General features: G+C 72.2%; 23 protein-coding genes and 1 riboswitch. Of the genes, 11 read left to right on the plus strand and 12 right to left on the minus strand.

The annotated features are described in order from the left end of the window. Positions 1–79: 79 nt before the first annotated feature. Positions 80–874, minus strand: a complete 795-nt coding sequence (hisN, locus tag AB0G59_RS01405; protein WP_071965152.1) for a histidinol-phosphatase — start codon at positions 872–874, stop codon at positions 80–82. A 136-nt stretch (positions 875–1,010) separates the two neighbouring features. On the opposite strand from hisN, the gene AB0G59_RS01410 reads away from it, so the two are divergent. Next, entirely contained in the window at positions 1,011–1,658 is a 648-nt protein-coding gene (locus AB0G59_RS01410; protein ID WP_360906785.1) for a helix-turn-helix domain-containing protein, read from the plus strand. Positions 1,659–1,673: 15 nt separating this feature from the next. On the opposite strand, the gene AB0G59_RS01415 is transcribed toward AB0G59_RS01410, so the two are convergent. From AB0G59_RS01415 to AB0G59_RS01430, 4 genes are all read right to left on the minus strand, one after another. Then, entirely contained in the window at positions 1,674–1,997 is a 324-nt protein-coding gene (locus AB0G59_RS01415; RefSeq protein ID WP_030022114.1) for a multidrug efflux SMR transporter, read from the minus strand. An 85-nt stretch (positions 1,998–2,082) separates the two neighbouring features. Further along, positions 2,083–3,087 (minus strand): ribosome small subunit-dependent GTPase A, encoded by a 1,005-nt coding sequence (gene rsgA / locus AB0G59_RS01420; RefSeq protein WP_360906786.1) that lies wholly within the window; start codon positions 3,085–3,087, stop codon positions 2,083–2,085. Positions 3,088–3,104: 17 nt separating this feature from the next. Then, a complete protein-coding gene (gene aroA / locus AB0G59_RS01425; RefSeq protein WP_360906788.1) occupies positions 3,105–4,451 on the minus strand; it encodes a 3-phosphoshikimate 1-carboxyvinyltransferase in 1,347 nt (448 codons plus the stop codon). 60 nt (positions 4,452–4,511) lie between these two features. Next, a complete protein-coding gene (locus AB0G59_RS01430; RefSeq protein WP_360906790.1) occupies positions 4,512–5,228 on the minus strand; it encodes a M50 family metallopeptidase in 717 nt (238 codons plus the stop codon). A 41-nt stretch (positions 5,229–5,269) separates the two neighbouring features. On the opposite strand from AB0G59_RS01430, the gene AB0G59_RS01435 reads away from it, so the two are divergent. The 8 genes from AB0G59_RS01435 to def all read left to right on the plus strand — a co-directional run bounded on the left by AB0G59_RS01435 (position 5,270) and on the right by def (position 12,861). Beyond that, on the plus strand, positions 5,270–6,094 hold the full coding sequence (locus tag AB0G59_RS01435; RefSeq protein WP_360906792.1) for an SOS response-associated peptidase: 825 nt from the start codon (positions 5,270–5,272) through the stop codon (positions 6,092–6,094). 58 nt (positions 6,095–6,152) lie between these two features. Continuing rightward, the gene (locus tag AB0G59_RS01440; RefSeq protein WP_360906794.1) at positions 6,153–6,794 is read left to right on the plus strand and encodes an alpha/beta family hydrolase; all 642 of its coding nucleotides are present in this window, start codon (positions 6,153–6,155) and stop codon (positions 6,792–6,794) included. Positions 6,795–7,067: 273 nt separating this feature from the next. Beyond that, positions 7,068–7,784 carry a sigma-70 family RNA polymerase sigma factor gene (locus tag AB0G59_RS01445; protein WP_071965158.1) on the plus strand — a complete coding sequence of 239 codons (717 nt, stop codon included), beginning with the start codon at positions 7,068–7,070 and terminating at the stop codon, positions 7,782–7,784. After that, entirely contained in the window at positions 7,781–8,104 is a 324-nt protein-coding gene (rsrA, locus tag AB0G59_RS01450; RefSeq protein WP_071965159.1) for a mycothiol system anti-sigma-R factor, read from the plus strand. The genes AB0G59_RS01445 and rsrA overlap by 4 nt, the downstream gene beginning before the upstream one ends. Positions 8,105–8,240: 136 nt before the next feature. Continuing rightward, positions 8,241–9,623 carry an HD-GYP domain-containing protein gene (locus tag AB0G59_RS01455; protein WP_360906796.1) on the plus strand — a complete coding sequence of 461 codons (1,383 nt, stop codon included), beginning with the start codon at positions 8,241–8,243 and terminating at the stop codon, positions 9,621–9,623. Then, a complete protein-coding gene (locus tag AB0G59_RS01460) occupies positions 9,616–10,848 on the plus strand; it encodes an HD domain-containing protein (protein WP_360906798.1) in 1,233 nt (410 codons plus the stop codon). The genes AB0G59_RS01455 and AB0G59_RS01460 overlap by 8 nt, the downstream gene beginning before the upstream one ends. A 263-nt stretch (positions 10,849–11,111) precedes the next feature. Further along, positions 11,112–12,104, plus strand: coding sequence for a hypothetical protein (locus AB0G59_RS01465; protein WP_071962429.1), 993 nt, complete (start codon positions 11,112–11,114; stop codon positions 12,102–12,104). 91 nt (positions 12,105–12,195) lie between these two features. Further along, positions 12,196–12,861, plus strand: a complete 666-nt coding sequence (def, locus tag AB0G59_RS01470; protein ID WP_360906800.1) for a peptide deformylase — start codon at positions 12,196–12,198, stop codon at positions 12,859–12,861. A gap of 50 nt (positions 12,862–12,911) precedes the next feature. Here def and AB0G59_RS01475 read toward each other — a convergent pair whose 3' ends face one another. The 7 genes from AB0G59_RS01475 to AB0G59_RS01505 form a co-directional block, all read right to left on the minus strand. Beyond that, positions 12,912–14,174: an RNA polymerase sigma factor gene (locus tag AB0G59_RS01475; protein ID WP_360906802.1), complete on the minus strand. Its 1,263-nt coding sequence runs from the start codon at positions 14,172–14,174 to the stop codon at positions 12,912–12,914. A 16-nt stretch (positions 14,175–14,190) separates the two neighbouring features. Beyond that, positions 14,191–14,607 (minus strand): YciI family protein, encoded by a 417-nt coding sequence (locus AB0G59_RS01480; protein ID WP_360906804.1) that lies wholly within the window; start codon positions 14,605–14,607, stop codon positions 14,191–14,193. A gap of 144 nt (positions 14,608–14,751) precedes the next feature. Next, on the minus strand, positions 14,752–15,765 hold the full coding sequence (locus tag AB0G59_RS01485) for a ribonucleotide-diphosphate reductase subunit beta (protein WP_360906806.1): 1,014 nt from the start codon (positions 15,763–15,765) through the stop codon (positions 14,752–14,754). Next, positions 15,765–18,143 (minus strand): ribonucleoside-diphosphate reductase subunit alpha, encoded by a 2,379-nt coding sequence (locus tag AB0G59_RS01490; protein ID WP_360906808.1) that lies wholly within the window; start codon positions 18,141–18,143, stop codon positions 15,765–15,767. The genes AB0G59_RS01485 and AB0G59_RS01490 overlap by 1 nt, the downstream gene beginning before the upstream one ends. 163 nt (positions 18,144–18,306) lie before the next feature. Next, positions 18,307–18,450, minus strand: a riboswitch (cobalamin riboswitch). 142 nt (positions 18,451–18,592) lie between these two features. After that, positions 18,593–20,224: a monocarboxylate uptake permease MctP gene (mctP, locus tag AB0G59_RS01495; protein ID WP_360906810.1), complete on the minus strand. Its 1,632-nt coding sequence runs from the start codon at positions 20,222–20,224 to the stop codon at positions 18,593–18,595. Further along, positions 20,221–20,499, minus strand: a complete 279-nt coding sequence (locus tag AB0G59_RS01500) for a DUF3311 domain-containing protein (RefSeq protein WP_360906812.1) — start codon at positions 20,497–20,499, stop codon at positions 20,221–20,223. The genes mctP and AB0G59_RS01500 overlap by 4 nt, the downstream gene beginning before the upstream one ends. A 98-nt stretch (positions 20,500–20,597) precedes the next feature. Further along, positions 20,598–22,124 (minus strand): glycoside hydrolase family 3 protein, encoded by a 1,527-nt coding sequence (locus tag AB0G59_RS01505; RefSeq protein WP_360906813.1) that lies wholly within the window; start codon positions 22,122–22,124, stop codon positions 20,598–20,600. Positions 22,125–22,569: 445 nt separating this feature from the next. Here AB0G59_RS01505 and AB0G59_RS01510 point away from each other — a divergent pair, with 445 nt between their 5' ends. Both AB0G59_RS01510 and AB0G59_RS01515 read left to right on the plus strand, forming a co-directional pair. Beyond that, positions 22,570–23,184 (plus strand): carbonic anhydrase, encoded by a 615-nt coding sequence (locus AB0G59_RS01510; RefSeq protein ID WP_071962412.1) that lies wholly within the window; start codon positions 22,570–22,572, stop codon positions 23,182–23,184. A 61-nt stretch (positions 23,185–23,245) separates the two neighbouring features. Beyond that, positions 23,246–24,730, plus strand: coding sequence for a SulP family inorganic anion transporter (locus AB0G59_RS01515; protein ID WP_360906816.1), 1,485 nt, complete (start codon positions 23,246–23,248; stop codon positions 24,728–24,730). Positions 24,731–24,771: the final 41 nt, after the last annotated feature.

The following is a 24,771-nucleotide window of genomic DNA, read 5'->3' on the forward strand; positions in this document are numbered from 1 at the left end:
TGCCGCGCGGGGGCCGAACAAGGCTTGCGCAGCACTGGATTTTGCCAACTTTTTACGACCGTCCGAGGGTTTAAAGCCGTTACTGCCGCAGATAGCTCAACAGCTCGTCGTGCAGCAGCCCGTTGGACGCGGCGGCGTTCCCGCTGTGCGGTCCCGGACGCCCGTCCAGGCCGGTGAAACGGCCGCCGGCCTCCTCGACGATGACGACGTTCGCCGCCATGTCCCACAGCGACAGCTCTGGTTCCGCACAGATGTCCACCGAGCCCTCGGCCACCATCATGTACGGCCAGAAGTCGCCGTAGCCCCGCGTCCGCCAGCAGTCGCGCGTCAGGTCCAGGAAGCCCGGCAGCATCCCGCGCTCCTCCCAGCCCGTCAGCGAGGAGTACGCGAACGACGCGTCGTCGATCCGGCCCACCCGCGAGACCTGCAGCCGCGACGCCGAGGTCAGGCTCCGCCCGGTGTAGGCGCCCGAGTCCTTCGCCGCCCACCACCGGCGGCCCAGCGCCGGCGCCGAGACCACGCCGACCACGGGCCGGAAGCCGCCCTCGCCCTGCACCATCAGCGAGATCAGCGTCGCCCACACCGGCACGCCGCGCACATAGTTCTTCGTGCCGTCGATCGGGTCGATCACCCAGCGGCGCGGGCCCATGCCCTCGCTGCCGAACTCCTCGCCCAGCACGGCGTCGCGCGGCCGGGCGCGCTGGAGATGACCACGGATCAGCTCTTCGGCGGCCTTGTCCGCCTCGCTCACCGGAGTCATGTCCGGTTTGGTCTCGACCTTCAGGTCGAGGGCCTTGAAGCGGTCCATGGTGGCCGCGTCGGCGGCATCCGCCAGGACGTGGGCCAGCCGCAGATCATCGTGGTAGTCGGACATGCCACGCACACTACCCGCGGCCAAGGCCAGGTCACGCGCGGCGCGACCTGCCGGGGCTCTTGACAGCGTCTGGCGGCGCGTCAATTCTGTGGCCTGGCCACAACCGTCGTGCGGCCGTACGGCCGGGGAGGCGACGATGCCCGCGGCACGAGAACTCTTACTGGACGCGGCCTTCGCCGCGCTCGGCGCCCGGCCCTGGCACGGAGTCCGGATGGTCGACGTCGCAGCGGCGGCCGGGGTCTCCCGGCAGACCCTCTACAACGAATTCGGCAGCAAGGACGGGCTCGCGCGGGCCCTGGTGCGCCGTGAGGCGGACGCCTTCCTCGCCGGAGTGGACCGTTCCCTCGCCGAGGCCGCCGCCCGGGAGGGCGCCGACGCCGGGGACTGCTGCGCGGCCGCCGCCCTGTGGACCCTGCGCACGGCACGGACCAACCCCTTCGTACGGGCCGCGCTCACCGGCTGCCGCGGTGACCGGCTGCCGCCCGCCGCGGCGCCCCCGGTCCCGCCGCCGCGCACCCCGCGCGACGCGCGCCCCCTGCGCGGCGGCCCCACGCCGGGGGCGCTGACCGAGCGGATACGCGACAGCGCGGCCGTCGCCGCGGACTCGGCCGGCGGGGCCGTGCCCCGGCAGGGCCCACGGGACCCCGAGGGCACGCGGCGGGCCTGTGAGGCGGCGGTCCGGCTGACGCTGTCCTACGTCCTCGCCCCGGCCGCCACGGACGAGGAGGCGGCGGACGACGTGGCCCGGCTCGTCCGCGCCCTGCTGCGGGCGGCGGCCCGGTGAGGGCGCCGTGGGTCGTCAGTGCGCGGAGCCCGACAGCTGGAGACCTATGACGCCGACGATCACGAACGCGATCGAGACGAGCTTGAGCGTCGAGACGAGGTCGCCCAGGAAGACCATGCCGTAGATCGCGGTCCCGGCGGCGCCGATGCCCGTCCACACGGCGTACGCCGGACCGACGTCGAGCTTCTTCAAAGAGAGCGTCAGAAGGCCGAAGCTGCCCAGCGCGAAGCACGCGAAGGCGATCGTGGGCCAGAGCCGGGTGAAGCCGTGCGAGAGCTTGAGACAGACGGCGAAGCCGGTTTCCAGAAGCCCGGCGACCACGACCAGCAGCCACGCCATCAGATTGCCTCCCGTTCCGCGGACCGCCCGTCTGCCCGGTGTCTTCATGCCCTTGCCGGTGGCGGTCATTCGCAAACGTAGGCGATCAGTCGCCTTCGCGCCGCTCCCTCGTCGCCAGCAACCGGCGCAGCGAGTACAGCCGCTGGGGGTCGGCGTGGCCGTCCTCGACCCACTGGTCCAGCGCGCAGTCCGGCTCGTCGTGGCTGCACGCGCGCGGGCAGCCCTCCGTGCCCGGCTCCAGATCGGGGAAGGCGTGGATGACCCGCGAGGGGTCCACGTGGTGGAGCCCGAAGGACCGCACGCCCGGGGTGTCGATGACCCAGCCCGTGCCGTCCGGCAGCGGCAGGGCCAGCGCGGAGGTGGTGGTGTGCCGGCCGCGCCCGGTGACGGCGTTGACGTGGCCGGTGGCCCGCTGCCGCTCCACGAGCGCGTTGACCAGCGTGGTCTTGCCGACGCCGGAGTGCCCGACGAACGCGGTGATGCGGCCCTCCAGCTTCTCGCGGACCCGGCGGGCGGCGTCGCCCTCGGTCAGCTCCTCGCGGCTGGTGACGACGTAGCGGATGCCGAAGGACCCGTAGGACTCCATCAGCTTCTCCGCGGAGGCCAGATCCGACTTCGTCAGCACGAGCAGCGGCTCGAGCCCCGCGTCGAACGCCGCGACCAGGCAGCGGTCGATCAGGCGGGGGCGCGGCTCGGGGTCGGCGAGCGCGGTGACGATCGCCAGCTGGTCGGCGTTGGCGACGACGACCCGCTCGTACGGATCGTCGTCGTCGGCGGTGCGGCGCAGCACGGAGCTGCGCTCCTCGACCCGGACGATGCGGGCGAGGGTGTCCTTGGCGCCGCTGAGGTCGCCGACCACCGCGACCCGGTCGCCGACCACGGCACTCTTGCGGCCCAGCTCGCGGGCCTTCATCGCCACGACCGTGCGGCCGTCGATGAGGACGTGCAGCCGGCCGCGGTCCACGGTCAGGACGAAGCCCTCGGAGGCGTCCTCGTGCTTGGGCCTGATGGTCGTGCGCGGGCGGTTGCCCTTGCGGTTGGGGCGGACGCGGACGTCGTCCTCGTCGGTGTGCTTGCCGTAGCGGCGCATGGTGCTTCCAGGCTCTCTCAGCTTCTCGGCGCCGTCGTCGCCCCCGCGACGGAGCCGAGCATCCCGGTCCACAGCTCCGGGAAGTCGGGCAGGGTCTTGGCCGTGGTGGCCACGTTCTCCACCTCGACGCCGTCGACGGCCAGGCCGATGACGGCGGCGGCGGTGGCCAGCCGGTGGTCCTCGTAGGTGTGGAACACGCCGCCGTGCAGGGGGCGCGGGCGGATGCGCAGGCCGTCCTCGGTCTCGGTGACGTCGCCGCCGAGCTCGTTGATCTCCTTGGCCAGGGCGGCCAGCCGGTCGGTCTCGTGCAGCCGCAGGTGGGCGATGCCGCGCAGGACGGACTCGGTCTCGGCCAGGGCCGCGACGGCCGCGATCACCGGGGTGAGCTCGCCGACCTCGTGCAGGTCGGCGTCGATGCCGGTGATGCGCCCGGTGCCGGTGAAGGTCAGGCCCGCGTCGGTGAGCTCGCAGCTGCCGCCCATGGCGGTGAAGATCTCGCGGAGCGCGTCACCGGGCTGGGTGGTGCGCTCGGGCCAGTCGGGGATGGTGACCCTGCCGCCGGTGACCAGGGCCGCCGCCAGGAAGGGCGCCGCGTTGGACAGGTCGGGCTCGACGACCAGGTCGCGGCCCAACAGGGCGCTGGGGGAGACCCGCCAGACGTTCGGCTCGCCGCCGGACTCGGGGGTGTCGACCTGAGCGCCGGCCGCCCGCAGCATGTCCACGGTCATGCGGATGTGCGGCATGGACGGCAGGACGGCGCCCACGTGGCGTACCTCGACGCCCTGGTTGAAGCGCGGGCCGGACAGCAGCAGCGCGCTGACGAACTGGGAGGACGAGGAGGCGTCGATCTCCACCGGGCCGCCGTCCAGCGCCCCGGCGCCGTGCACGGTCAGGGGGAGCGCGCCGCGGTCGTTGTCGTCGATGCGGGCGCCCAGGGCGCGCAGCGCGTCGATCACGCCGTGCAGGGGGCGCTCGTAGCTGCGGGGGTCGCCGTCGAAGCGGATGGCGCCGTCGGCGAGCGCGGCGACGGGCGGCAGGAAGCGCATCACCGTGCCGGCGTTGCCGACGTCGACGGTGGCCGGTCCGTGCAGCCGGGCCGGGATGACCCGCCAGGCCTCGCCGGTGCCGTCGGGGCCCACGCCCTCCTCGATGCCGACGCCCATGGCGCGCAGCGCCTCGGCCATCAGCACGGTGTCGCGCGAGCGCAGCGGGCGGCGCACCCAGCCGGGCTCGGCGGCGAGCGAGGCCAGGACCAGCGCACGGTTGGTGACCGACTTCGATCCGGGCACGGTGACCGTCGCGTCGACGGCCCCGGTCGCGAGGGGGGCGGGCCAGAGGTCGGTGTGCGCGGGGCTCTCGGTCATGCCTTTACCTTACTGAGGTTCTCCCCATGGTTCGGTCCGCGAGGGCGGCTGTCAGCCCGGTCACCGTCCGAGCAGCCAGCGGCCGCCCCCGGCCAGGGAGCACAGCGACACGACGTGGAACAGTCCCAGCCACACCACCGCGGGGACGTTCGTCAGCCGCGCCAGCTGGTCGGCGTCGGAGTCCGGGGCGCCCCCGTGCCGACGCTTGCGCTGCAGTTCGAAGGCGGGCCGCACGCCGCCCAGGAGCAGGAACCACACCACCCCGTAGGCGAACGCCGCCTGCACGCCCGGGCCCGCCAGCCAGGAGACCAGGACGAAGGCCGCCCCGGTGAGCACCACGGTCAGCGCCCCGTAGGCGTTGCGGATCATCACCAGCATGGCGGCGAGCAGGGCCGCGGCCCCCCACAGCAGGGCGGTGATGTGCCCGGCGGCCAGCAAAGCGGCGCCGGCCAGGCCCAGCAGGGAGGGGGCGGTGTAGCCGGCGGCCGCGGTGAGGATCATGCCGGGGCCGGTGGGGCGGCCGCGCGAGACGGTCAGCCCGGAGGTGTCGGAGTGCAGCCGGATGCCGTCCAGGCGCCGCCCGCTGAGCAGGGCCACGAGTGCGTGGCCACCCTCGTGGGCGATGGTGATGGCGTTACGCGTGAGGCGCCAGACGCTGTACGGGGTGATCGCGCCGAGGGCTATGACGGCGGTGGCGACGACCAGCCAGGTCGGAGGGTGGGGCTGGGTGCCGAAGACGCGGTTCCATAGCTCGGTGGCGGTGGTGCTGTTGTCCATCTGTGAGCCGCTCCTTGCGTCTTCGTGGCAGTGTGGCACTCATGTGCGGGCGATATGCGGCGAGCCGGCGGCCGGAGGATCTGGCCGGGCTCTTCGGGGTGGAGAAGTGGGAACCGGAGGAGACGCTTGCTCCGGACTGGAACGTGGCGCCGACGAAGAGCGTCCATGCGGTGCTCGAGCGTCCTGTGAAAGACGCCGTGGACCGGCGTCCGGTTCGTCAGCTGCGCGTTCTGCGGTGGGGGCTGGTGCCCTCGTGGGCGAAATCCCCGGAGGGCGCGGCGAAGATGATCAACGCCCGGTCCGAGACGGTCCATGAGAAACCGTCCTTCCGCCGGGCCTTCGAGGCGCGGCGCTGCCTGCTCCCCGCGGACGGCTACTACGAGTGGGTCACCGGGGCGCAGGAGCGCGAACTGGAGGAGAAGGGCCGCCGCAAGCGGACCCGTAAGCAGCCCTACTTCGTGACCCCCTCCGACGGCTCGGTCATGGCGCTCGCCGGCATATACGAGTTCTGGCGCGACCCCACCCTGCCGCCCGACCACCCGCAGGCCTGGTGGGCGACGTGCTCGGTGCTCACCACCGAGGCGGAGACGCGGCCGTTCGCCGGCCCGGACGCGGCGGCCGAGCCCGGCCCCCGCTCGCTGGCGGAGATCCACCCGAGGATGCCGCTGGTCCTGCCGCCGGAGCGGTGGTCGGCGTGGCTGGACCCGGCGACCACCGACCCCGCCGAGCTGCGGTCGCTGCTGGCGCCCCCGCCCGCCGGCCTCGTCCGGGCGTACCCCGTCACCACCGCGGTCAGCGACGTCCGCAACAACGGGCCCGAGCTGCTGGCCGAGCTGCCGGCGCCGGAGGAGTCGACGCTGTTCTGAGGGGGACCCGCGCGGCACTTCGGCGGCGGGAGCGGGCCGGCACGGCAGGATGGACGGCGTGACGACAAAGATCGCAGAGACCGTGCAGGACGTGCCGACCCCGGCCGGGGACGCCCGCATCCACTGGTACCTGGCGCCGAAGGCCCACCTCGTGCTGGCCCTGGGGCACGGCGCGGGCGGCGGGGTCGAGGCCCGCGACCTGCGGGCGCTCGCCGCCGACCTGCCCGTCTACGGGGTGACGGTCGCCCTCGTCGAGCAGCCGTGGCGGGTCGCCGGCAAGTCGGTCGCGCCCGCGCCGAAGGCCCTGGACCAGGCGTGGCACGCGCTGTGGCCCGCGCTCGCCGCGCCCGGGCTGCCCGTGGTCGCCGGCGGCCGCAGCGCGGGGGCCCGCGTCGCCTGCCGCACGGCCGCCGCCCTGGGGGCGGCCGGGGTGCTGGCCCTGAGCTTCCCGCTGCACCCGCCGGGCAAGCCGGAGAAGTCCCGCGCCGAGGAGCTGACCGCGGCGGGCCTGCCCACCCTCGTGGTGCAGGGCGCCCGCGACCCGTTCGGCCGCCCCGAGGAGTTCCCGCCCGGCACCGAACCCGTCGCCGTGCCGCATGCCGACCACGGCTTCGCGGTGCCGAAGAAGGCGGACGTCACCCAGGAGGAAGCACTGGCCGTGATCACGTACGCGGTCCGGACCTGGCTCAAGGGCCTCTGAAACCACCGGGAAACCACCGGCCATACGACGGGAATGATCCAAGCGGCCCCACTGTTGTCCGGTCTGTAGTCACGTACCGGCACAGACGAAGGAATGGGAGCTCCCCGCATGGGTTCGATCGCATGCCCGTCCCGCCCGCAGACGGCCGACCTCGGATGGGCGGTCATGGGCGTGGCCCAGCCGGCCGTGGCTGGAGCGGCGGGCGGACCGGATCGTCGTCTATTCTCCGATTCGAGCGGGTCCGTTTCGGGTGCCGCCATGGCGTTGGAGGAGGTGGGTCCGGTCACTGGGACCGACACGGGGGCCGATGACAGCCAGAAGCGAGGACCCGTCGGCGGCGCAGCGGGCGCGGAGGGCGGCGAGACCGTGGCGGAGCGCAACGCGCGCTTCGAGCGCGACGCACTGACCTTCCTCGACCAGATGTACTCGGCCGCGCTGCGTATGACGCGCAACGCAGCCGACGCCGAGGACCTGGTGCAGGAGACGTACGCGAAGGCCTACGCGTCCTTCCACCAGTTCCGTGACGGCACGAACCTCAAGGCGTGGCTGTACCGCATCCTGACCAACACCTTCATCAACTCGTACCGCAAGAAGCAGCGCGAGCCGCTGCGCAGCGCGTCCGAGGAGATCGAGGACTGGCAGCTGGCGCGCGCCGAGTCGCACATGTCGACCGGGCTGCGCTCCGCCGAGTCCCAGGCGCTCGACCACCTTCCCGACTCCGATGTCAAGGAGGCCCTCCAGGCCATTCCCGAGGAGTTCCGCATAGCGGTCTACCTCGCGGACGTCGAGGGCTTTGCGTACAAGGAGATCGCGGACATCATGGGTACCCCCATCGGCACGGTGATGTCCCGGCTCCACCGGGGCCGTCGTCAGCTGCGCGGACTGCTGGAGGACTACGCCCGCGAGCGCGGTCTGGTCCCGGCCGGGGCCACCGCCCCCGCGCGGAACGGTTCCGACGAGTCGCACAATCGGAAAGGCTCGGACTCATGAGCTGCGGAGACCCGCACGAGACGGACTGCTCTGAAGTCCTCGACCATCTCTACGAGTTTCTCGACCACGAGATGCCCGACGGCGACTGCGCCAAGTTCGAGGTGCACATCGACGAGTGCTCGCCGTGCCTGGAGAAGTACGGCCTGGAGCAGGCGGTGAAGAAGCTCGTCAAGCGCTGCTGCGGCCACGACGACGTCCCGGCCGACCTCCGCTCGAAGGTCATGGGCCGCATCGAGCTGATCCGCTCCGGTCAGTCCGTACCGGAGCAGGACGTGGTGGCCGAGGCGAAGGCGGCGGAGGCCGCCGCGCAGCAGGACTGATCCACTGATCCAAACCGCCGTACCGGGGAACGTCACCCGAACGGACGGTGCAATACCCGGAGGGCCGTTTTCCGGCCGCCGCTGAGCCTATTCTCCCCATCCAGACGCCATGTCCAAGGGTCGGGGAGGACGCGCCATGTGGGCACTTCCGGCGGCGGCGCGCGTGTACATCGCGTGTGCCGTACTCGCCGCCGCGGTGTGCGCCGTACCCGCCGTGCGGGAGGCGTCCACCGTGCCCTGGGGCACGCTCGTGCTGCTGACGATCGTCTGCGCGGCCTGCGAACGGCTGCCGCGCCGCCCGCTGACGCCGCCGGTGCTCCTCGCCGCGGCGTTCCTGCTGCCGCCGGGCGCGGCCGGCCTGGTCGCGGTGCCGGGCGCGCTCCTCGGGCGGGCCGGCCGACGCCCGGTGGGGGTGCGGCGGCTGTGGCACGCGGCGCAGTTCTCGCTCGCCACCACCGCGGCCTCCTGCGTCTACGGGCTGGGCGCCCCCCGCATCGTCACGGCGCCCGCGTTCCCCCACGCCCTGCTCCCGGCGCTCGCCGCCGGTCTGGTCCTCGCCCTCGTCGTCGCCGTGCTCGACGGCGGCGTGCTCGTCACCGCCGAGGGGCACTCCCCGCGCACCGCCTGGCGCGGCGCCCTGCCGGGAGCCCTCCTGCCGCCGCTCGTCCACGGCCCCACCGGCCTGATGGCGGCCGCCCTGTGGCACAGTTCGTACGGCCCCCCGGCGGCGCTGCTCGTGCTGCTCCCCCTGGCCCTGGCCGCCCGGGTCCTCGACCGCTGCCGCCGCGAGCGCGCCGCGCACCAGGCCACGGTCCGCGCCCTCGTGCAGGCCGTCGACCTCAAGGACCACTACACCCGCGGCCACAGCGAGCGCGTCGGCCGCGCCTCCGTGCTGATCGCCCGGGAGCTGGGCATCAGCGGCGACCGCCTCGAAGCGCTCCGCTTCGCCGGCACCCTGCACGACGTCGGCAAGCTCGGCATCCCCACCCGCCTGCTGCGCAAGGACGGTCCCCTCACCCCCGAGGAGCGCCGCGTCATCGAGCTCCACCCCGAGTACGGCCACGAGATGGTCCACGGCATCGGTTTCCTCGAGGAGGCACGCGCCGCGATCCTCCACCACCACGAGCGCCTGGACGGCAGCGGCTACCCCCACGGGCTGATTGGTCGTCAGATCCCGGAGTTCGCCCGGGTAGTGGCGGTGGCCGACGCCTTCGACGCCATGACCTCCACCCGCAGCTACAGCCGCGCCCGCCCGGTCCCGGTGGCCCTGGCCGAGCTCCACCGCTGCGCGGGGTCGCAGTTCGACCCCCGCATGGTGGCCGCCCTCTCCCGCGCGCTCGACCGCCACGGCTGGCGCCCCGCCGGGGGCGCCCCGGCGGAGCTCTCCCCGGTTGCGCCCCTGCCCGTGGCCGGGGGCGCCGCCACCGGCCCCCCGGCGCCCCGGGGGGCGGCGGCGCCTTCCGCCGGGCCCAGCCGAAACGTCCCTGTTGATCACTGTCGGGTGGCCGCGGATGAGTAGGCGCCCGCTCGTGCGGGGCGTGCACGCCTTCGCCGGCACGGCGGCCGTGGCCGCCCTGCTGTGGACCGCCTGGCACGGCGTCGAGCAGCCGCACGTGGCCCTGGCCTACGGAGTCCTCATCGCGCTGGGGGAAGCCGCCAGGCGGCGGCCCAGACCCTCGGCCGGAACCCGCGAGACCGCCCCCGTCGGCTCCGCCGGAACGCTCGCCTACGCCCTGCTCGGCGAGGTCGGCGGCGAACCGACCTCGCACGGGGCGCCGCAGGTCGTCGCGGTCGTCCTCGGCGCCACCCTCGCCGGGGCCGTGGGCCGGCCCCCCGCGCTCGACCGCCTCACCCGCCGGGTCCTCAACGCCGGCTTCGCCGCCCTCTGCGTCCAGCCGCTGCACACCTTCGGCGCCCTCGGGCGCTGGCCGGCCCACAGCCCCTACTACGCCCTGTTCCTGCTGCTCCCCCTCGCCCTCACCGCCCTGTGCGACGCCGTCCTCGCCGCCGCGCTCGCCCGCGCCCGCACCGGCGGCCCCTACGGGCCCGCCCTGCGCGAGGAGCTGCGCGCCCTGCCCGGCATCGGCGCGGCGATCGGGGCCACCGGCGTGGTGATGGCGCTGGCCGTGGCCGCGGCCGGACTCTGGGCGCTGCCCGTGTTCTGCCTGCCGCTGCTGGTCACCCAGCTGTCCATCCACCGCTACGAGGCCGTGCGCGCCACCCGCCGCCAGACCATCGCCTCCCTAGCCCGCACCACCGAGATCGCCGGTTACACCCCCGCCGGGCACGCCCGCCGCGTGGCCACCCTCAGCCGGGCGGTCGGCAGGGAGCTCGGCCTGTCCGGCGCGGACCTCACCGTCGTGGAGTACGCGGCCCTCATGCACGACATCGGCCAGCTCTCCCTCCTCGACCCCCTGCCCGCCGGCGCGACCGAGCCGCTGCCCCCCGAGCAGCGCCGCCGCATCGCCCTGCTGGGCGGCGCCGTGGTGCGCCAGACCGGCGTCGCGCCCGAAGTCGCCCTGGTGGTCGAACGGCAGGCGGACCCGTACCGCGACCAGCCGCTCACCGCCCGCATCGTCCGCACCGTCAACGCCTACGACGATCTCGCCGGCGACCCGGCGTGCGGCCCCCTGCGCGCGCTGGAGCGGCTGCGCCTGGCCACCGCGTACGACCACGAGCCCCGGGTGGTGGAGGCGCTCGCCAGGGTGCTCGCGCGTGGCGGATGCGCGCCACCGGACCTGTGAGACCCGGGCGAACCGGGACTAGCCTGCCGAACCCACGGGTAATGAGCGGGCGTCCGAAGGGGCATGGTTGGATGCGAAGAGACGAAGAGAATGGCGAGAATGCGGAAATCGGGGGGTGTCGTGCGCGCTGCCGTCGGCAAGGAGGTGTGGTGGGCACCGCTCCCCGAAGCAGTCGAGGAGTGGCAGGGCGCCGTCCGTGAGGACGGTGGCCGTCACCCGGTCCATCCGGCGTGGTCGCACGCAGAAACCGGCAGGCGGGAATCGTGAGGATCTTCGGCAGGGTACGGCACCGGCCTTCCGCCTCGTGGCGGCAGGCCACCGACCGTGCCTTCACTCTCATCGGCGACGGCCGGTACGAGGACGCGGGCGCGCTGCTGACGCGCGCGGCCGACATGGAGCCGTGGCTGTCCGAGTCCTGGTTCAATCTGGCCCTGTTGCACAAGTTCCGGCACGACTGGGAGCAGGCCCGCGCCGCCGGCCTGCGGGCCGTCGCGCTGCTGGACCGCGAGGCGGGCGCCCCGGACTGGTGGAACGTGGGCATCGCCGCCACGGCCCTGCAGGACTGGCCGCTGGCCCGCCGCGCCTGGCAGGCGTACGGGCTGCGGGTGCCCGGCGAGGGCGGCCCGGCCGCCGAGCCGGTCGGCATGGAGCTCGGCAGCGCGGCCGTGCGGCTCTCCCCGGAGGGCGAGGCCGAGGTGGTCTGGGGCCGCCGGCTGGACCCGGCGCGCATGGAGGTGCTCTCCATTCCGCTGCCCTCCTCCGGCCGGCGCTGGGGCGAGGTCGTGCTGCACGACGGCGTGCCGCACGGCGAGCGCGTCACGGCCGCCGGGCCGTCCTACCCCGTCTTCGACGAGATCGAGCTGTGGGCCCCCTCGCCCGTCCCGACCTGGGTCGTCCTCCTGGAGGCCGCCACCGAGGCCGACCGGGACGCCCTGGAGCGGCTCGCGGCCGACGCGGGCTTCGCGGCCGAGGACTGGTCCTCCTCCGTGCGCCTGCTGTGCCGTACGTGCTCGGAGAGCCGGATGCCCAGCGACGAGGGCGACGGCGAGCACCTCGACCCGCACGACCACAGCGAGCCCGGCCACCCCGGCCCGCTGGGCCACCGCACCGCGGGCACCGGCTCGGGCTCCCTGTGGGTGCCCGAGCGCGAGTGCGGCATCGCGGCCCCCGCGGGGCTCGTCCGCGGCCTGCTCGACGGCTGGGTGGCCGACAGCCCCGACACCCGTGAATGGCGGGATCTCGAAGAGGTCTGCTGAGGCGTCGCCATGGTCCCCGTACCCTGTATGGGGCCCGGTGGATTCCGGGCAGGATATTGCTTTCGGGTTGTGAGAAAGGCATACGGCGGACATGGCGCAGCAAGACACCGACCAGCCGGTGAACGACGAGTCGAACGAGTCCGCCGAGTCGGCCGCGGCCGGCGAGTTCATCGTGGACACCGAGGACTGTGAGGCGCGCGAGCTCGCGCACCGTGAGCGCGGCACCTCCCGCCCGATCACCGTCGTCGGCAACCCCGTCCTGCACAAGGAGTGCAAGGACGTGACCGAGTTCGGCGACGAGCTCGCGCAGCTCATCGACGACATGTTCGCCAGCCAGCGCACCGCCGAGGGCGTCGGCCTGGCCGCCAACCAGATCGGCGTCGACCTCAAGGTCTTCGTCTACGACTGCCCCGACGACGAGGGCGTCCGCCACGTCGGCCACGTCGTCAACCCGGTGCTCGACGACCTGCCGGCCGACCGCCGCATCCTCGACGACTCCAACGAGGGCTGCCTGTCGGTGCCGACCGCCTACGCCTCGCTCGCGCGCCCGGACTACGCCGTGGTGCGGGGCCAGGACATGCACGGCAACCCGATCGCCGTCGAGGGCACGGGCTACTTCGCGCGCTGCCTGCAGCACGAGACCGACCACCTGTACGGCTACCTGTACATCGACCGCCTCTCCAAGCGTGAGCGCAAGGACGCCCTGCGGCAGATGGCCGAGGGCACGCCGCGCTACCCGGTCGTCGCGAACGACTGAGACGGGCCTGATGGTTGCCGGACGGGCAGGACGTCAGCCCGTCCGGCGCCTCAGGGCAGGGAGACGCAGGCCGCCGCCCGTTCCAGCAGCAGCGCGCGCTCGCGCTCGTTGCGGGTGAGGGCCGCCGCCCGCACGAACTCCCCGCGCGCTTCCTCGGAGCGGCCCAGTTTCACCAGCAGGTCGCCGCGCACGCTCGGCAGCAGGTGGTACTCCGCGAGCGCCGGCTCCCCGGCCAGCGCGTCCACCAGCTCCAGCCCGGCCTCCGGGCCGTACGCCATCCCGACCGCCACCGCCCGGTTGAGCTCGACCACCGGCGACGGCATGCGCTCGGCGAGCGTCGCGTACAGCGCCGCGATGCGCTCCCAGTCCGTCTCCTGCGCCGTGCGCGCCCGCGCGTGGCAGGCGGCGACGGCGGCCTGCAGCGCGTACGGGCCCAGCGCGCCGCCCAGCCGTTCCGCCCGCTCCAGCGAGGCCAGCCCGCGCCGGATCAGCAGCCGGTCCCAGCGCGCCCGGTCCTGGTCGAGCAGGAGGACGGGCTCGCCGCAGGGCCCGGTGCGGGCGGCCGAGCGGGAGGCCTGGATCTCCATCAGGGCCACCAGGCCGTGGACCTCCGGCTCCTTCGGCATCAGGCCCGCCAGGACCCGCCCCAGGCGCAGGGCCTCCTCGCAGAGCGCCGGGCGCATCCAGTCGTCGCCGGCGGTGGCGGCGTAACCCTCGTTGAAGATGAGGTAGACGACCTCCAGGACGGAGGACAGCCGCTCGCCCAGTTCGTCCCCCTGCGGCACCTCGAAGGGCACGCCCGCGTGGGCGAGGGACCGTTTCGCCCGGACGATGCGCTGGGCGACCGTGGGCTCCGCGACGAGGAAGGCGCGGGCGATCTCGTCGGTCTTCAGCCCGCCGAGCAGGCGCAGGGTCAGCGCCACGCGGGCTTCCGTGGACAGCACGGGATGGCAGGCGGTGAAGACGAGGCGCAGGAGGTCGTCCTCGATGTCGTCCTCGACCGGGAGGGAATCCCGCGGAGCCTGCTGCTCGATCTGCAGCTCGTGCCCGAGGAGGGCGAGCTTGCGCGCGTAGGTCTCCCTGCGGCGGACGAGGTCGACGGCGCGGTGTCTGGCGGTGGCCATGAGCCAGGCGCCCGGCTTGTCCGGGACGCCCGACTCCGGCCACTGCTCGAGGGCCGCGACCAGCGCGTCCTGCGCGAGCTCCTCGGCGATGCCGACGTCGCGCACGATGCGGGTGAGGCCGGCGATGAGGCGCGGGGACTCGATTCTCCACACCGCGTCGATCGCGCGGTGGGTGTCGGAAGCCGTCACGCGCCCATCGTAGGGACTACTGCTGTGCCTTCCGGCGCAGCTCGTCCCGCAGGGCCTCCTCGCGCGCCGCCTCCTCGGGGGGCAGGACGTCGGCCGGGAAGTCGGACGGCTCGAAGATCTGCCGGACCTCGACCTCCCCGTCCTCGAAGGGGACGCGCCGGGCCCACTCCAGGGCCTCGTCCCGGTCCTTGACCTGGATGATCCAGAAGCCCGCGATGAGCTCCTTCGTCTCGGCGAAGGGCCCGTCGGTCACGGTGCGCCGGCTGCCCGAGTACGAGACCCGGGCGCCCTTGGACGAGGGGTGCAGGCCGTCGCCGGCGAGCATGGCACCGGCCTTGACCAGCTGCTCGTTGTACTGCCCCATCTCGGCGATCAGCTCCTTGGTCGGCATGACACCGGCCTCGGAGTCCTCGCTCGCCTTGACGATCATCATAAAGCGCGGCATAACGACAATCTCCCGTTCGATCGGTACGTGAGCTGGGCTGTTCCCAACCCTTCACCTGTACGTCGAACGGGAGACGCCGGAATCGACGTGTCGCGCCGATTTCTCAGATCCGGTTCCCGGGAACCGGATCTCCTAGAACTCGTCGTCGAAGGAGACCGAGCCCTCGACCGCCACCTGGTACGCGGACGCGCGGCGCTCGAAGAAGTTGGTCAGCTCCTGGACGTTCTGCAGCTCCATGAAGGAGAAAGGGTTCTCCGAGCCGAAGACCGGCTTGAAGCCCAGGCGCACCAGGCGCTGGTCGGCCACGCACTGCAGGTACTCGCGCATGGACTCGGTGTTCATGCCCGGCAGGCCCTCGCCGCACAGGTCGCGGCCGAACTGCAGCTCCGCCTCGACGGCCTCCTTCAGCATGTCCGTGACCTGCTGCTGGAGCTCGTCGTCGAAGAGGTCGGGCTCCTCCTGGCGGACGGTGTCCACGACCTCGAACGCGAAGTTCATGTGCATGGTCTCGTCGCGGAAGACCCAGTTGGTGCCGGTCGCCAGGCCGTGCAGCAGGCCGCGGCTGCGGAACCAGTACACGTAGGCGAAGGCGCCGTAGAAGAACAGGCCCTCGATGCACGCGGCGAAGCAGATCAGGTTGAGCAGGAAGCGACGGCGGTCGGCCTTCGTCTCCAGCCGCTCCAGCTTCTCGACCTCGTTGATCCACTTGAAGCAGAACTGGGCCTTCTCGCGGATCGAGGGGATGTTCTCGACCGCGTCGAAGGCGGCGGCACGGTCCTCCGGGTCGGGGAGGTAGGTGTCCAGCAGGGTCAGATAGAACTGGACGTGCACGGCCTCCTCGAAGAGCTGCCGCGACAGGTACAGCCGCGCCTCGGGGGAGTTGATGTGCTTGTACAGCGTCAGGACCAGGTTGTTCGCCACGATCGAGTCGCCGGTCGCGAAGAACGCGACCAGGCGGCCGATCATGTGCTGCTCGCCCGGGGAGAGCTTGGCGAGGTCGGCGACGTCCGAGTGGAGGTCGACCTCCTCCACGGTCCAGGTGTTCTTGATCGCGTCGCGGTAGCGGTCGTAGAAGTCCGGGTACCGCATCGGGCGCAGGGTCAGCTCGAAGCCCGGGTCGAGCAGGTTCTTCTCGGTGGAGCTCATTACTGGCAGGCCTCGCAGGACTCGGGGTTCTCAAGGGAGCAGGCGATGGCGTCCGCGTCGGGCGCGGCCTGCTGCACCGGGATGGTGGCGGCCGCACTGGCCGACCGGGCGATCCGGGTCGCCGGACGCGAGCGCAGGTAGTACGTCGTCTTGATGCCCTGCTTCCAGGCGTACGCGTACATCGAGCTGAGCTTGCCGATGGTGGGCGAGGCCATGAAGAGGTTCAGCGACTGGCTCTGGTCCAGGTACGGCGTACGGGCCGCGGCCATGTCGATCAGGAAGCGCTGCGGGATCTCCCAGGCGGTGCGGTACAGGTCGCGCACCTCCTGCGGGATCCACTTCAGGTCCTGGATCGAGCCGTTGGCGTCCGTCATGGCGTCGCGGGTCGTGCGGTCCCACACGCCGAGCTTCTTGAGGTCCTCCACCAGGTAGGTGTTGACCTGCAGGAACTCACCGGAGAGCGTCTCGCGCTTGAAGAGGTTGGAGACCTGCGGCTCGATGCACTCGTACACGCCCGCGATGGAGGCGATGGTCGCCGTGGGGGCGATCGCCAGCAGCAGCGAGTTGCGCATGCCGACCTCGGCGATGCGGGCGCGCAGCGCGTCCCAGCGGTCCGCCCAGGCCGGGACGGCGTTGGGGTAGTGGTCCGGGTGCAGCACGCCGCGGGCGGTGCGGGTCGCGGACCAGGCCGCGTGCGGGCCGTGCCGCTCGGCGAGGTCGGCGGAGGCCTCGTACGCCGCGAGCATGATCCGCTCGGAGATGCGGGTGGACAGCTCCTTCGCCTCGGGGGAGTCGAAGGGCAGGCGCAGGCGGAAGAAGACGTCCTGCAGGCCCATCAGGCCCAGGCCCACCGGGCGCCAGCGGTTGTTGGAGTTGCCGGCCTGCTCGGTCGGGTAGAAGTTGATGTCCACGACGCGGTCGAGGAACGTCACGGCCGTACGGACCGTACGGTCGAGCTTCTCCCAGTCCATCTCGCCGTCGGCACCCAGGTGCTGCGCGAGGTTGACCGAGCCGAGGTTGCAGACCGCGGTCTCGCTGTCGTCGGTGACCTCGAGGATCTCGGTGCAGAGGTTCGAGGAGTGGACGACCTTGCCCTTTTCGGCCGTCTGGTTGGCCGTGCGGTTGGCGGCGTCCTTGAACGTCATCCAGCCGTTGCCGGTCTGCGCGAGGGTACGCATCATGCGGGCGTACAGCACGCGGGCCGGGATCTGCTTGACGGCCTTGCCCTCGGCCTCGTACCGGCGGTACGCGGCGTCGAACTCGTCGCCGTAGAGGTCGACCAGGTCGGGCGTGTCGGCGGGGGAGAACAGCGACCAGTCGGCGTCGGCCTCGACGCGGCGCATGAACTCGTCCGGGATCCAGTGCGCGATGTTGAGGTTGTGGGTGCGGCGGGCCTCCTCACCGGTGTTGTCGCGGAGCTCCAGGAACTCCTCGATGTCCGCGTGCCAGGTCTCCAGGTAGACGCAGGCGGCGCCCTTGCGCCGGCCGCCCTGGTTGACCGCCGCGACGGAGGCGTCGAGGGTGCGCAGGAACGGCACGATGCCGTTGGAGTGACCGTTGGTGCCGCGGATCAGCGAGCCGCGCGAGCGGATGCGGGAGTAGGACAGGCCGATGCCGCCCGCGTGCTTCGACAGGCGCGCCACCTGGTGGTAGCGGTCGTAGATCGAGTCCAGCTCGTCCAGCGGCGAGTCCAGCAGGTAGCAGGACGACATCTGCGGGTGGCGGGTGCCGGAGTTGAAGAGCGTGGGGGAGGACGGCAGGTACGACAGCGTGCTGGTCAGCCGGTACAGCTCCGCGACGTCGTCCAGGGCCCGCTCCGAGTGGTCCTCGGCCAGACCGCAGGCCACGCGGAGCAGGAAGTGCTGCGGGGTCTCGATCACGTCGCGGTGGATCGGGTGGCGCAGCAGGTAGCGGCTGTGCAGGGTGCGCAGGCCGAAGTAGCCGAAGCGGTCGTCGGCGCCGTCGGTCAGCGCCGTCTCCACCAGAGCGTCCAGGCGCTCGGCGTGGGTGGCCACGAAGGCGGCGGTCTCGTCCGCGATCAGGCCCTCGCGGTGGCCGACGGCGACCGAGGCGGAGAAGGACGTCGCACCCTGGCCGGCCGCCTCGTCGGCGATGGCACGGGTGAGCAGCCGGGCGGCGAGCTTGGAGTACTCCGGCTCCTCGGCGATGAGACCGGCGGCGGCCTCGGTGGCGAGGGAGCGCAGCTCGGCCTCGTCCGAACCGGGGTGCCGGCCGCGCAGCGCGGCGGCGGCGACCTTGCCCGGGTCGGTGGCGGGCAGATCGGCGGTGAGATCGGTCAGGGTGCGCAGCAGCGCGGTCCCGGGGCCGCCGGTCGCTTCCGCGTTCGCTGAGACCGGATCTGCGGGCGCGATGGTCACGTGTGGCTCTCCCTCGCTCGGCTGGGGTGGGCCGGGCGGGAGGCGCGCGACGGTCGCGTACGGGCATGCCTCTTGCACCAGGGCACACCTCGTAGGCGTCCGCCGGCCCAACCCGCGGGGCCCGGACGAATTCAACGCCCATAGCCGAGCCCAGGGCAGGCTCGGTGGTGGACGCGCTGTCGGCAGGTCCTCGGACTTCGGTGCGCTGTGTATATGCGCACACATACACCGTTGCGGGACAGTTCCGGATTTCCACCGGATTCCCCTGCGACGACAGCGAGGACGAGCATACATCTAGTGCCGGGCCTCGTACGCGCCCCCACATGTTGTGTCGTCCCGTCATGAAGCGGTTGCGGAATGTGCTAACGGGTGGGCCCGGCAGGGCAAGCGAAGAGGGCCGTCACGCCCCCTGGGCGGGGGTGTGACGGCCCTCTGGAGGGTGGGTCGGGTCAGTGCCCGCCGGGGGCTCCCACGGTGGCCGGGGGGAGGTCCGTACGGACGCCCGGGTCGCCGGCGTCGGCGGTGTAGTCCGACGGCCGGGTCTCGTCCACGCCGTCGGGCGCCTTCAGCGCCCTGAGGACGAACGTCGCGACGATGACGACGATCACATTGAGGGCGAAGGCCGTGAGGCCGATGTAGCCCTTCTCGCCGATGAGCGGGATCAGGTTGGTGTTGCCGAAGTGGTCCTGGGTGGCGCTCGGCGTGTCGTACGCCCGCCAGGTGCCGTAGATCATTCCGGCCGCCCAGCCCGCGAGCAGCGCCCAGCGGTGGCACCAGCGGGTGAAGAGACCGCCGACCAGGGCCGGCACGGTCTGCAGGATCCAGATGCCGCCGAGCAGCTGGAAATTGATGGCGACCGTTTTGTCCATGGTCAGGACGAAGGCGAGGGCGCCGACCTTCACCAGCAGGGAGGCGAGCTTGGAGACCTTCGCCTCGTGTTCGGGAGAGGCGTCCGGCTTGATGAAGTCCTTGTAGATGTTGCGCGTGAACAGATTTGCCGCCGCGATCGACATGATGGCGGCCGGAACGAGCGCGCCGATGCCGATGGCCGCGAAGGCCACGCCCGTGAACCAGTCGGGGAACATGTCCTCGAAGAGCTGTGGGATCGCGAGCTGTCCGTTCTTCACCTTCACCCCGGCGGCGAGGGCCATGAAGCCGAGCATGGCCAGCAGACCCAGCATCAGGGAGTAAAGGGGAAGAATGGTGGTGTTGCGGCGGATGACATTGCGGCCCTTGCTGGAAAGCACCGCGGTCACCGAGTGCGGATAGAGGAACAGCGCCATCGCCGAGCCCAGGGCGAGCGTCGCGTACGCCCACTGTGCCTGCGGTCCGGTGATCAGTGAGCCGCGCGGCTTGCCGGTGGCCGGGTTTTCTGCCGCGAACGCCTCGCCGGCCTTCGCGAAGATGTCGTCGAAGCCGCCGAGCTTCATCGGGATGTAGATGATCGCCACGATGATCACGATGTAGATCAAGGTGTCCTTGACGAACGCGATCAGCGCGGGCGCGCGCAGCCCCGAGGAATAGGTGTAGGCCGCGAGCACACCGAAGGCGATCAGCAGCGGCAGGTCCTTCACGAACCAGTTGGTGTTCTCCCCGCCGCCGACGCCCATGACGTCCAGAACCGCCTGGATGCCGACCAATTGCAGCGCGATGTACGGCATCGTGGCGAGTATTCCGGTCAACGCCAGGGCCAGCGAGAGGCCCTTGGAGCCGAACCGGCCCCGGACGAAGTCCGAGGACGTCACATAGCCGTGCTTGTGCGCGACCGACCAGAGGCGGGGCAGGAAGGTGAACACCAGCGGGTAACAGAGAATGGTGTACGGCACCGCGAAGAAGCCCGCCGCGCCGCCCGCGTAAATGGCGGCCGGGACGGCCACGAACGTATACGCGGTATAGAGGTCACCGCCCAGCAGGAACCAGGTGACCCAGGTGCCGAAGGAGCGGCCGCCCAGTCCCCACTCGTCGAGATTGTTCGCGTTCTCCGCGCGCCGCCACTTCGAGGCCAGAAAGCCCATGACCGTGACGGCGAGGAAGAAGATGATGAAGACGGTGAGCGCGACACCGTTCACGCCGTCCTTCATCGCGGCTCACCTCCCGCACGCGTACGCGTCCGCCGCTCGTGGCGGCGCACGATGACATAGGCGATGACGGTGAGCAGCGTCGAGAGGACGACCCACAGCATCTGGTACCAGTAGAAGAAGGGGATACCGATGAAGGCCGGGGTGAGCCGGGAGTAGGAGTCGACCCAGAGCATCGCCGCGAACGGCAGGGCCAGGCATACCCCGGCGATGACCAGCGGCAGGGTGACGACCGGTTCACGGCCGCCCCCGGGTGGCTGCGCGGGTGGTTGCGACATGCGTGACTCCGTCCCCTGAGCGATCACTTGCGTAATGCGCAGGAAATCTAGGGGAGGGTGCCTCCGGACGTCACCCCCTATCCGCATATCGGAATGATTCAGAAGGTGTCGGTTCCGTTTGTGTGGGTTCCGTTTGTGCCGGTGAGGAACTCGGCCGCGGCCAGGCCCGATACGCGAGTGGCCCCGTGGGTCGCGAGGTGCGGGGCGCCGGGGGTGTCGGTACCGGGGACGCCCATCTCGACGACGACCGCGTCCGGACGCCGCCGCAGGAGGCGGCCGAGGGCGCCGGCCATCCAGGAGTGCCGGGCCACGTCGCGGACCACGACGACCAGCGGGCGGCCGACGGCGGGGACGAGGGCGGCGCGCTCCAAGGCCGATGCGTCGCGGGCGAGTTCGGGCTGCGTCAGCCGCACGGACGTGGTGGCGGGCCGCAGCGCGCGCAGGGGCGCGGCCAGCCCCCAGGGCGTCTGCCGGTCGATGGCGAGGGTGGAGGCGGGGGCGAGCTCGACGACGTGCGGGTCGGCGCCCAGGGGCAGCGCGGCGGCCGCCGCGCCGGTGACGCGCAGGGCGCGCCGGGCGGCACGCAGCCCGACGTCGGAGCGTGCGCCGTGCCCGGCCGTACGGCCGCGGAACCGCTCCCCGGACCAGGCGGCGAACTCCGCGACCCGGCCCGCCGCCTCGGCCAGCCGCTCCTGCGGCAGGGTGCCGTCGTGAACCGCCTTGGCCAGCGCGGCCGTCAGCCGTTCGGTCGTCTCCTCCGCCGCGCTCTCGCCGCCGACGCACACCGCGTCCGCGCCGCCCGCCACGGCCCGCACCGTCGCCCCGTCGATGCCGTAGCGGGAGGTCACGGCGCTCATCTCGATGCCGTCGGTGACGACCATCCCGTCGAAGCCCAGCCGGGTGCGCAGCAGGTCGACCAGGACGCGCCGGCTGAGCGTGGCCGGGAGGTCCGGGTCGAGGGCGGGGACGAGGAGGTGGCCGGTCATCACGGCGCGCACGCCCGCCCCGATCGCGGCGACGAAGGGGGGCAGGGCGGTCCCCGCGACCGAGGCGGCGGAGGCGGTGACGGTGGGCAGGTCGTGGTGGGAGTCGACGGCGGTGTCGCCGTGGCCGGGGAAGTGCTTGGCGCAGGCGGCGACCCCCGCCGACTGCAGCCCGCGCACCCAGGCCGCCGTGTGCCGGGCCACGAGGGCGGTGCTCGAGCCGAAGGACCGCACGCCGATGACCGGATTGCGGGGGTTGGAGTTGACGTCGGCGCTGGGCGCGTAGTCGAGGGTGACGCCGGCCGCGTGCAGCTCGCGGCCGATGTCCCGGGCGACCTCCTCGGTCAGCGCGGTGTCGTCGACCGAGCCCAGGGCGAGGTTGCCGGGGCGCGAGGCCCCGGTCCAGGCCTCCAGGCGGGTGACGTCGCCCGCCTCCTCGTCGATCGCGACGATCAGGTCGGGGTTCTCGGCGCGCAGCGCGGCGGTGAGGCGGGCGACCTGTTCGGGCGTGGAGATGTTGCGCCCGAACAGGACGACGGAGGCGAGGCCCTCGTCGGCGATCCGGCGGCGGACCCAGTCGGGGGCCGTCGTGCCCTCGAATCCCGGCTGCAGCACCGCGTGGGTCAGGTGCGTGAGGTGCATGGGGGTCCCCCCTCCGACTGGGGCGGCCCGGTGCCGCCGGGTGCCGTGCACGCCCGGGGCCCCGTCGCCCGGACAGTCGGGATGTTGGACTGTACCAATAGGGGTGTCAAGGACGCGATGTGCTGCTGAGCGGCCCGAATGACTTGCCGGGAAGGGTGAGTTGAACAGTGGGTGATGGGGTTTCAGTTCGGTGATCGAACCGTCCGCGACATGTCAAGTGCCCGTCTATGCCCCCTGTTTGGGGAAAATAAAGTCTGTCATCAACAGGTAATGTGTGGGTAAAGTATCCGTAGCGGCAGCCGTGGAGAATCGGACACGATCACGGCTGCCGTCGGCACCCCGCTGCAGTGGTGCCCGAAACCGGCAATGCCGATCCGACCTGACATGACCCGACCCGACCACACCGCGCCCCCGCCAGAATCAGGGGTGCAGGAGGCAGGCCAACATGAAGTCGCTCATTGACAACGCCCGATCGTTCGCGAGCCACGTCGCCGAGAACGCCGAGACCTTCAGGCCCCTGGAGGCCGGACAGTCTCCCGAGGCCCTGTTCATCACCTGTTCCGACTCGCGCGTCGTACCGTCCCTCATCACGGGCGCACGCCCCGGCGAGCTCTTCGAGCTGCGCACGGCGGGCAACATCGTGCCCGAGTACCACGACGACCATCCCGCCGGTGAGACCGCGACCATCGAGTACGCCGTGCGCGTGCTCAACGTCCGCGACATCATCGTCTGCGGGCACTCCCACTGCGGGGCCGTGAGCGCCATAGTGCGGGACGACGACCTCTCCTCCGCCCCGGCCGTGCGCGGCTGGCTGGAGCGTGCCGTACCGCGGGCCGTGCGGGCCCCGCGGGCGAAGGACCCCTCCGCCGTTCCCGCCGACGTGGCGGACGCGGTGCAGCAACACGCGGTGGACCAGCTCGAGAGGCTGCGTGCCTACCCGTGCGTACGTGAACGCATCGAGGAGGGGTTGCTGTCCCTCCACGCCTGGTACTACGAGGTACACACCGGTGCGGTCATGGCGCACCGGCCCGGCGGTGACCGCGCATTCGGTCCGCTGTAGCGCGCAGCCACTTCACCCGAAGCACTCCGCCGCACCACCTTGAATCAAGGAACCCTCATCCATGTTCTCCAGCCTGAAAGACCCTCCCGTCCTACGGCGTGACGCACTCGCGTCGCTCGTCGTCTTCCTGGTGGCCCTGCCGTTGTGCGTCGGCGTGGCCGTCGCCTCCGGCGTGCCCGCCGAGCTCGGACTGATCACCGGAATCGTCGGCGGCCTCGTCGTCGGCGCCATGCCCGGCAGCACCTTCCAGGTCAGCGGCCCGGCGGCCGGGCTCACCGTGCTCGTCTTCGAAGCCGTGCGGGAGTTCGGCCTGGGCACTCTCGGCGCCATCGTCCTCGTCACGGGGCTGCTCCAACTCGCCCTGGGCGCCCTGCGCTTCGGCCGCTGGTTCCGGGCGATCTCCGTGGCCGTCGTGCAGGGCATGCTCGCCGGCATCGGGCTCGTCCTGCTCTTCGGCCAGCTCTACACCATGGCCGGGGTCAAGCAGCCGCGCTCCGGCCTCGAGAAGATAGCGGGCGTCCCCGGCCTCGTCGCGGACGTCGTCACCGACAGCGACGCGCTGGTCTCCTTCGCCGTCGGCGCCGGCACCATAGCCGTCCTCGTCCTGTGGAAGAAGCTCCCGGGGAAGGCCCAGCTGGTGCCCGCGCCGCTGGTGGCCGTCGCCCTGGCCACGGCCGTGACCGCGCTGGGCGGCCTGAACGTCGCCAACGTGAAGGTCCAGGGACTGATCGAGGCCATCCAGCCGCCCGGTCTGAACGACCTCACCTCCCTGGGCAGCGTCGCCGCCCTCGGCACGGTGCTCGCCTTCACCCTCATCGCCTCGGCGGAGACGCTGTTCAGCGCCGCCGCGGTCGACCGCATGCACGACGGCCCGCCCACGCACTACGACAAGGAACTGCTGGCCCAGGGCGTCGGCAACACCGTCTGCGGCGTCCTCGGCGCCCTGCCCATGACCGCGGTCATCGTCCGCAGCTCCGCCAACGTCCAGGCCGGCGCCAAGACGCCCCTGTCCCGGGTGCTGCACGGCGTCTGGCTGCTGCTGTTCGCCGTCATGCTCCCGGCCGCGATCGGCATCATCCCCCTGGCCGCTCTCGCGGGCGTCCTGGTCCACGCCGGCTGCAAGCTCGTACCGTTCAAGGACCTCGCCCCGCTGTGGCGCGAGCACCGCGGCGAGCTCATCATCCTCGCGGTCACGGCCGTCGCCATCGTGACCACCAGCATGTTCGAGGGCGTGGTGCTGGGCCTGCTGCTCGCCGTCGTGAAGTCGGCGTGGGAGACCTCCCAAGTCGGCGTCGACGTACGCGAACTGACGGACGGTCGCATGGTGGTGGCCCTCACCGGCAACGCCACCTTCCTGCGACTGCCCCGCATCCTGGACACCCTGGAGGCCTTGCCCCAGGACCGCCCCATCGAGCTCGACCTCTCCGCCCTGCGCCACCTCGACCACGCGTGCCGCTCGGCACTGGAGGTCTGGGCGGAGCGGCACAACGCGGAGGGCGTGGAGGCGGTGCGGGTGCGGCACCCGGAGGTGGTGGCGGCGGCTTAGCCGCACGGGGCTCCTGACGTGCCGGCCTCCTGCGTGAGGCC

Source organism: Streptomyces sp. NPDC021096, from assembly GCF_040641275.1.
Classification (GTDB): domain Bacteria; phylum Actinomycetota; class Actinomycetes; order Streptomycetales; family Streptomycetaceae; genus Streptomyces.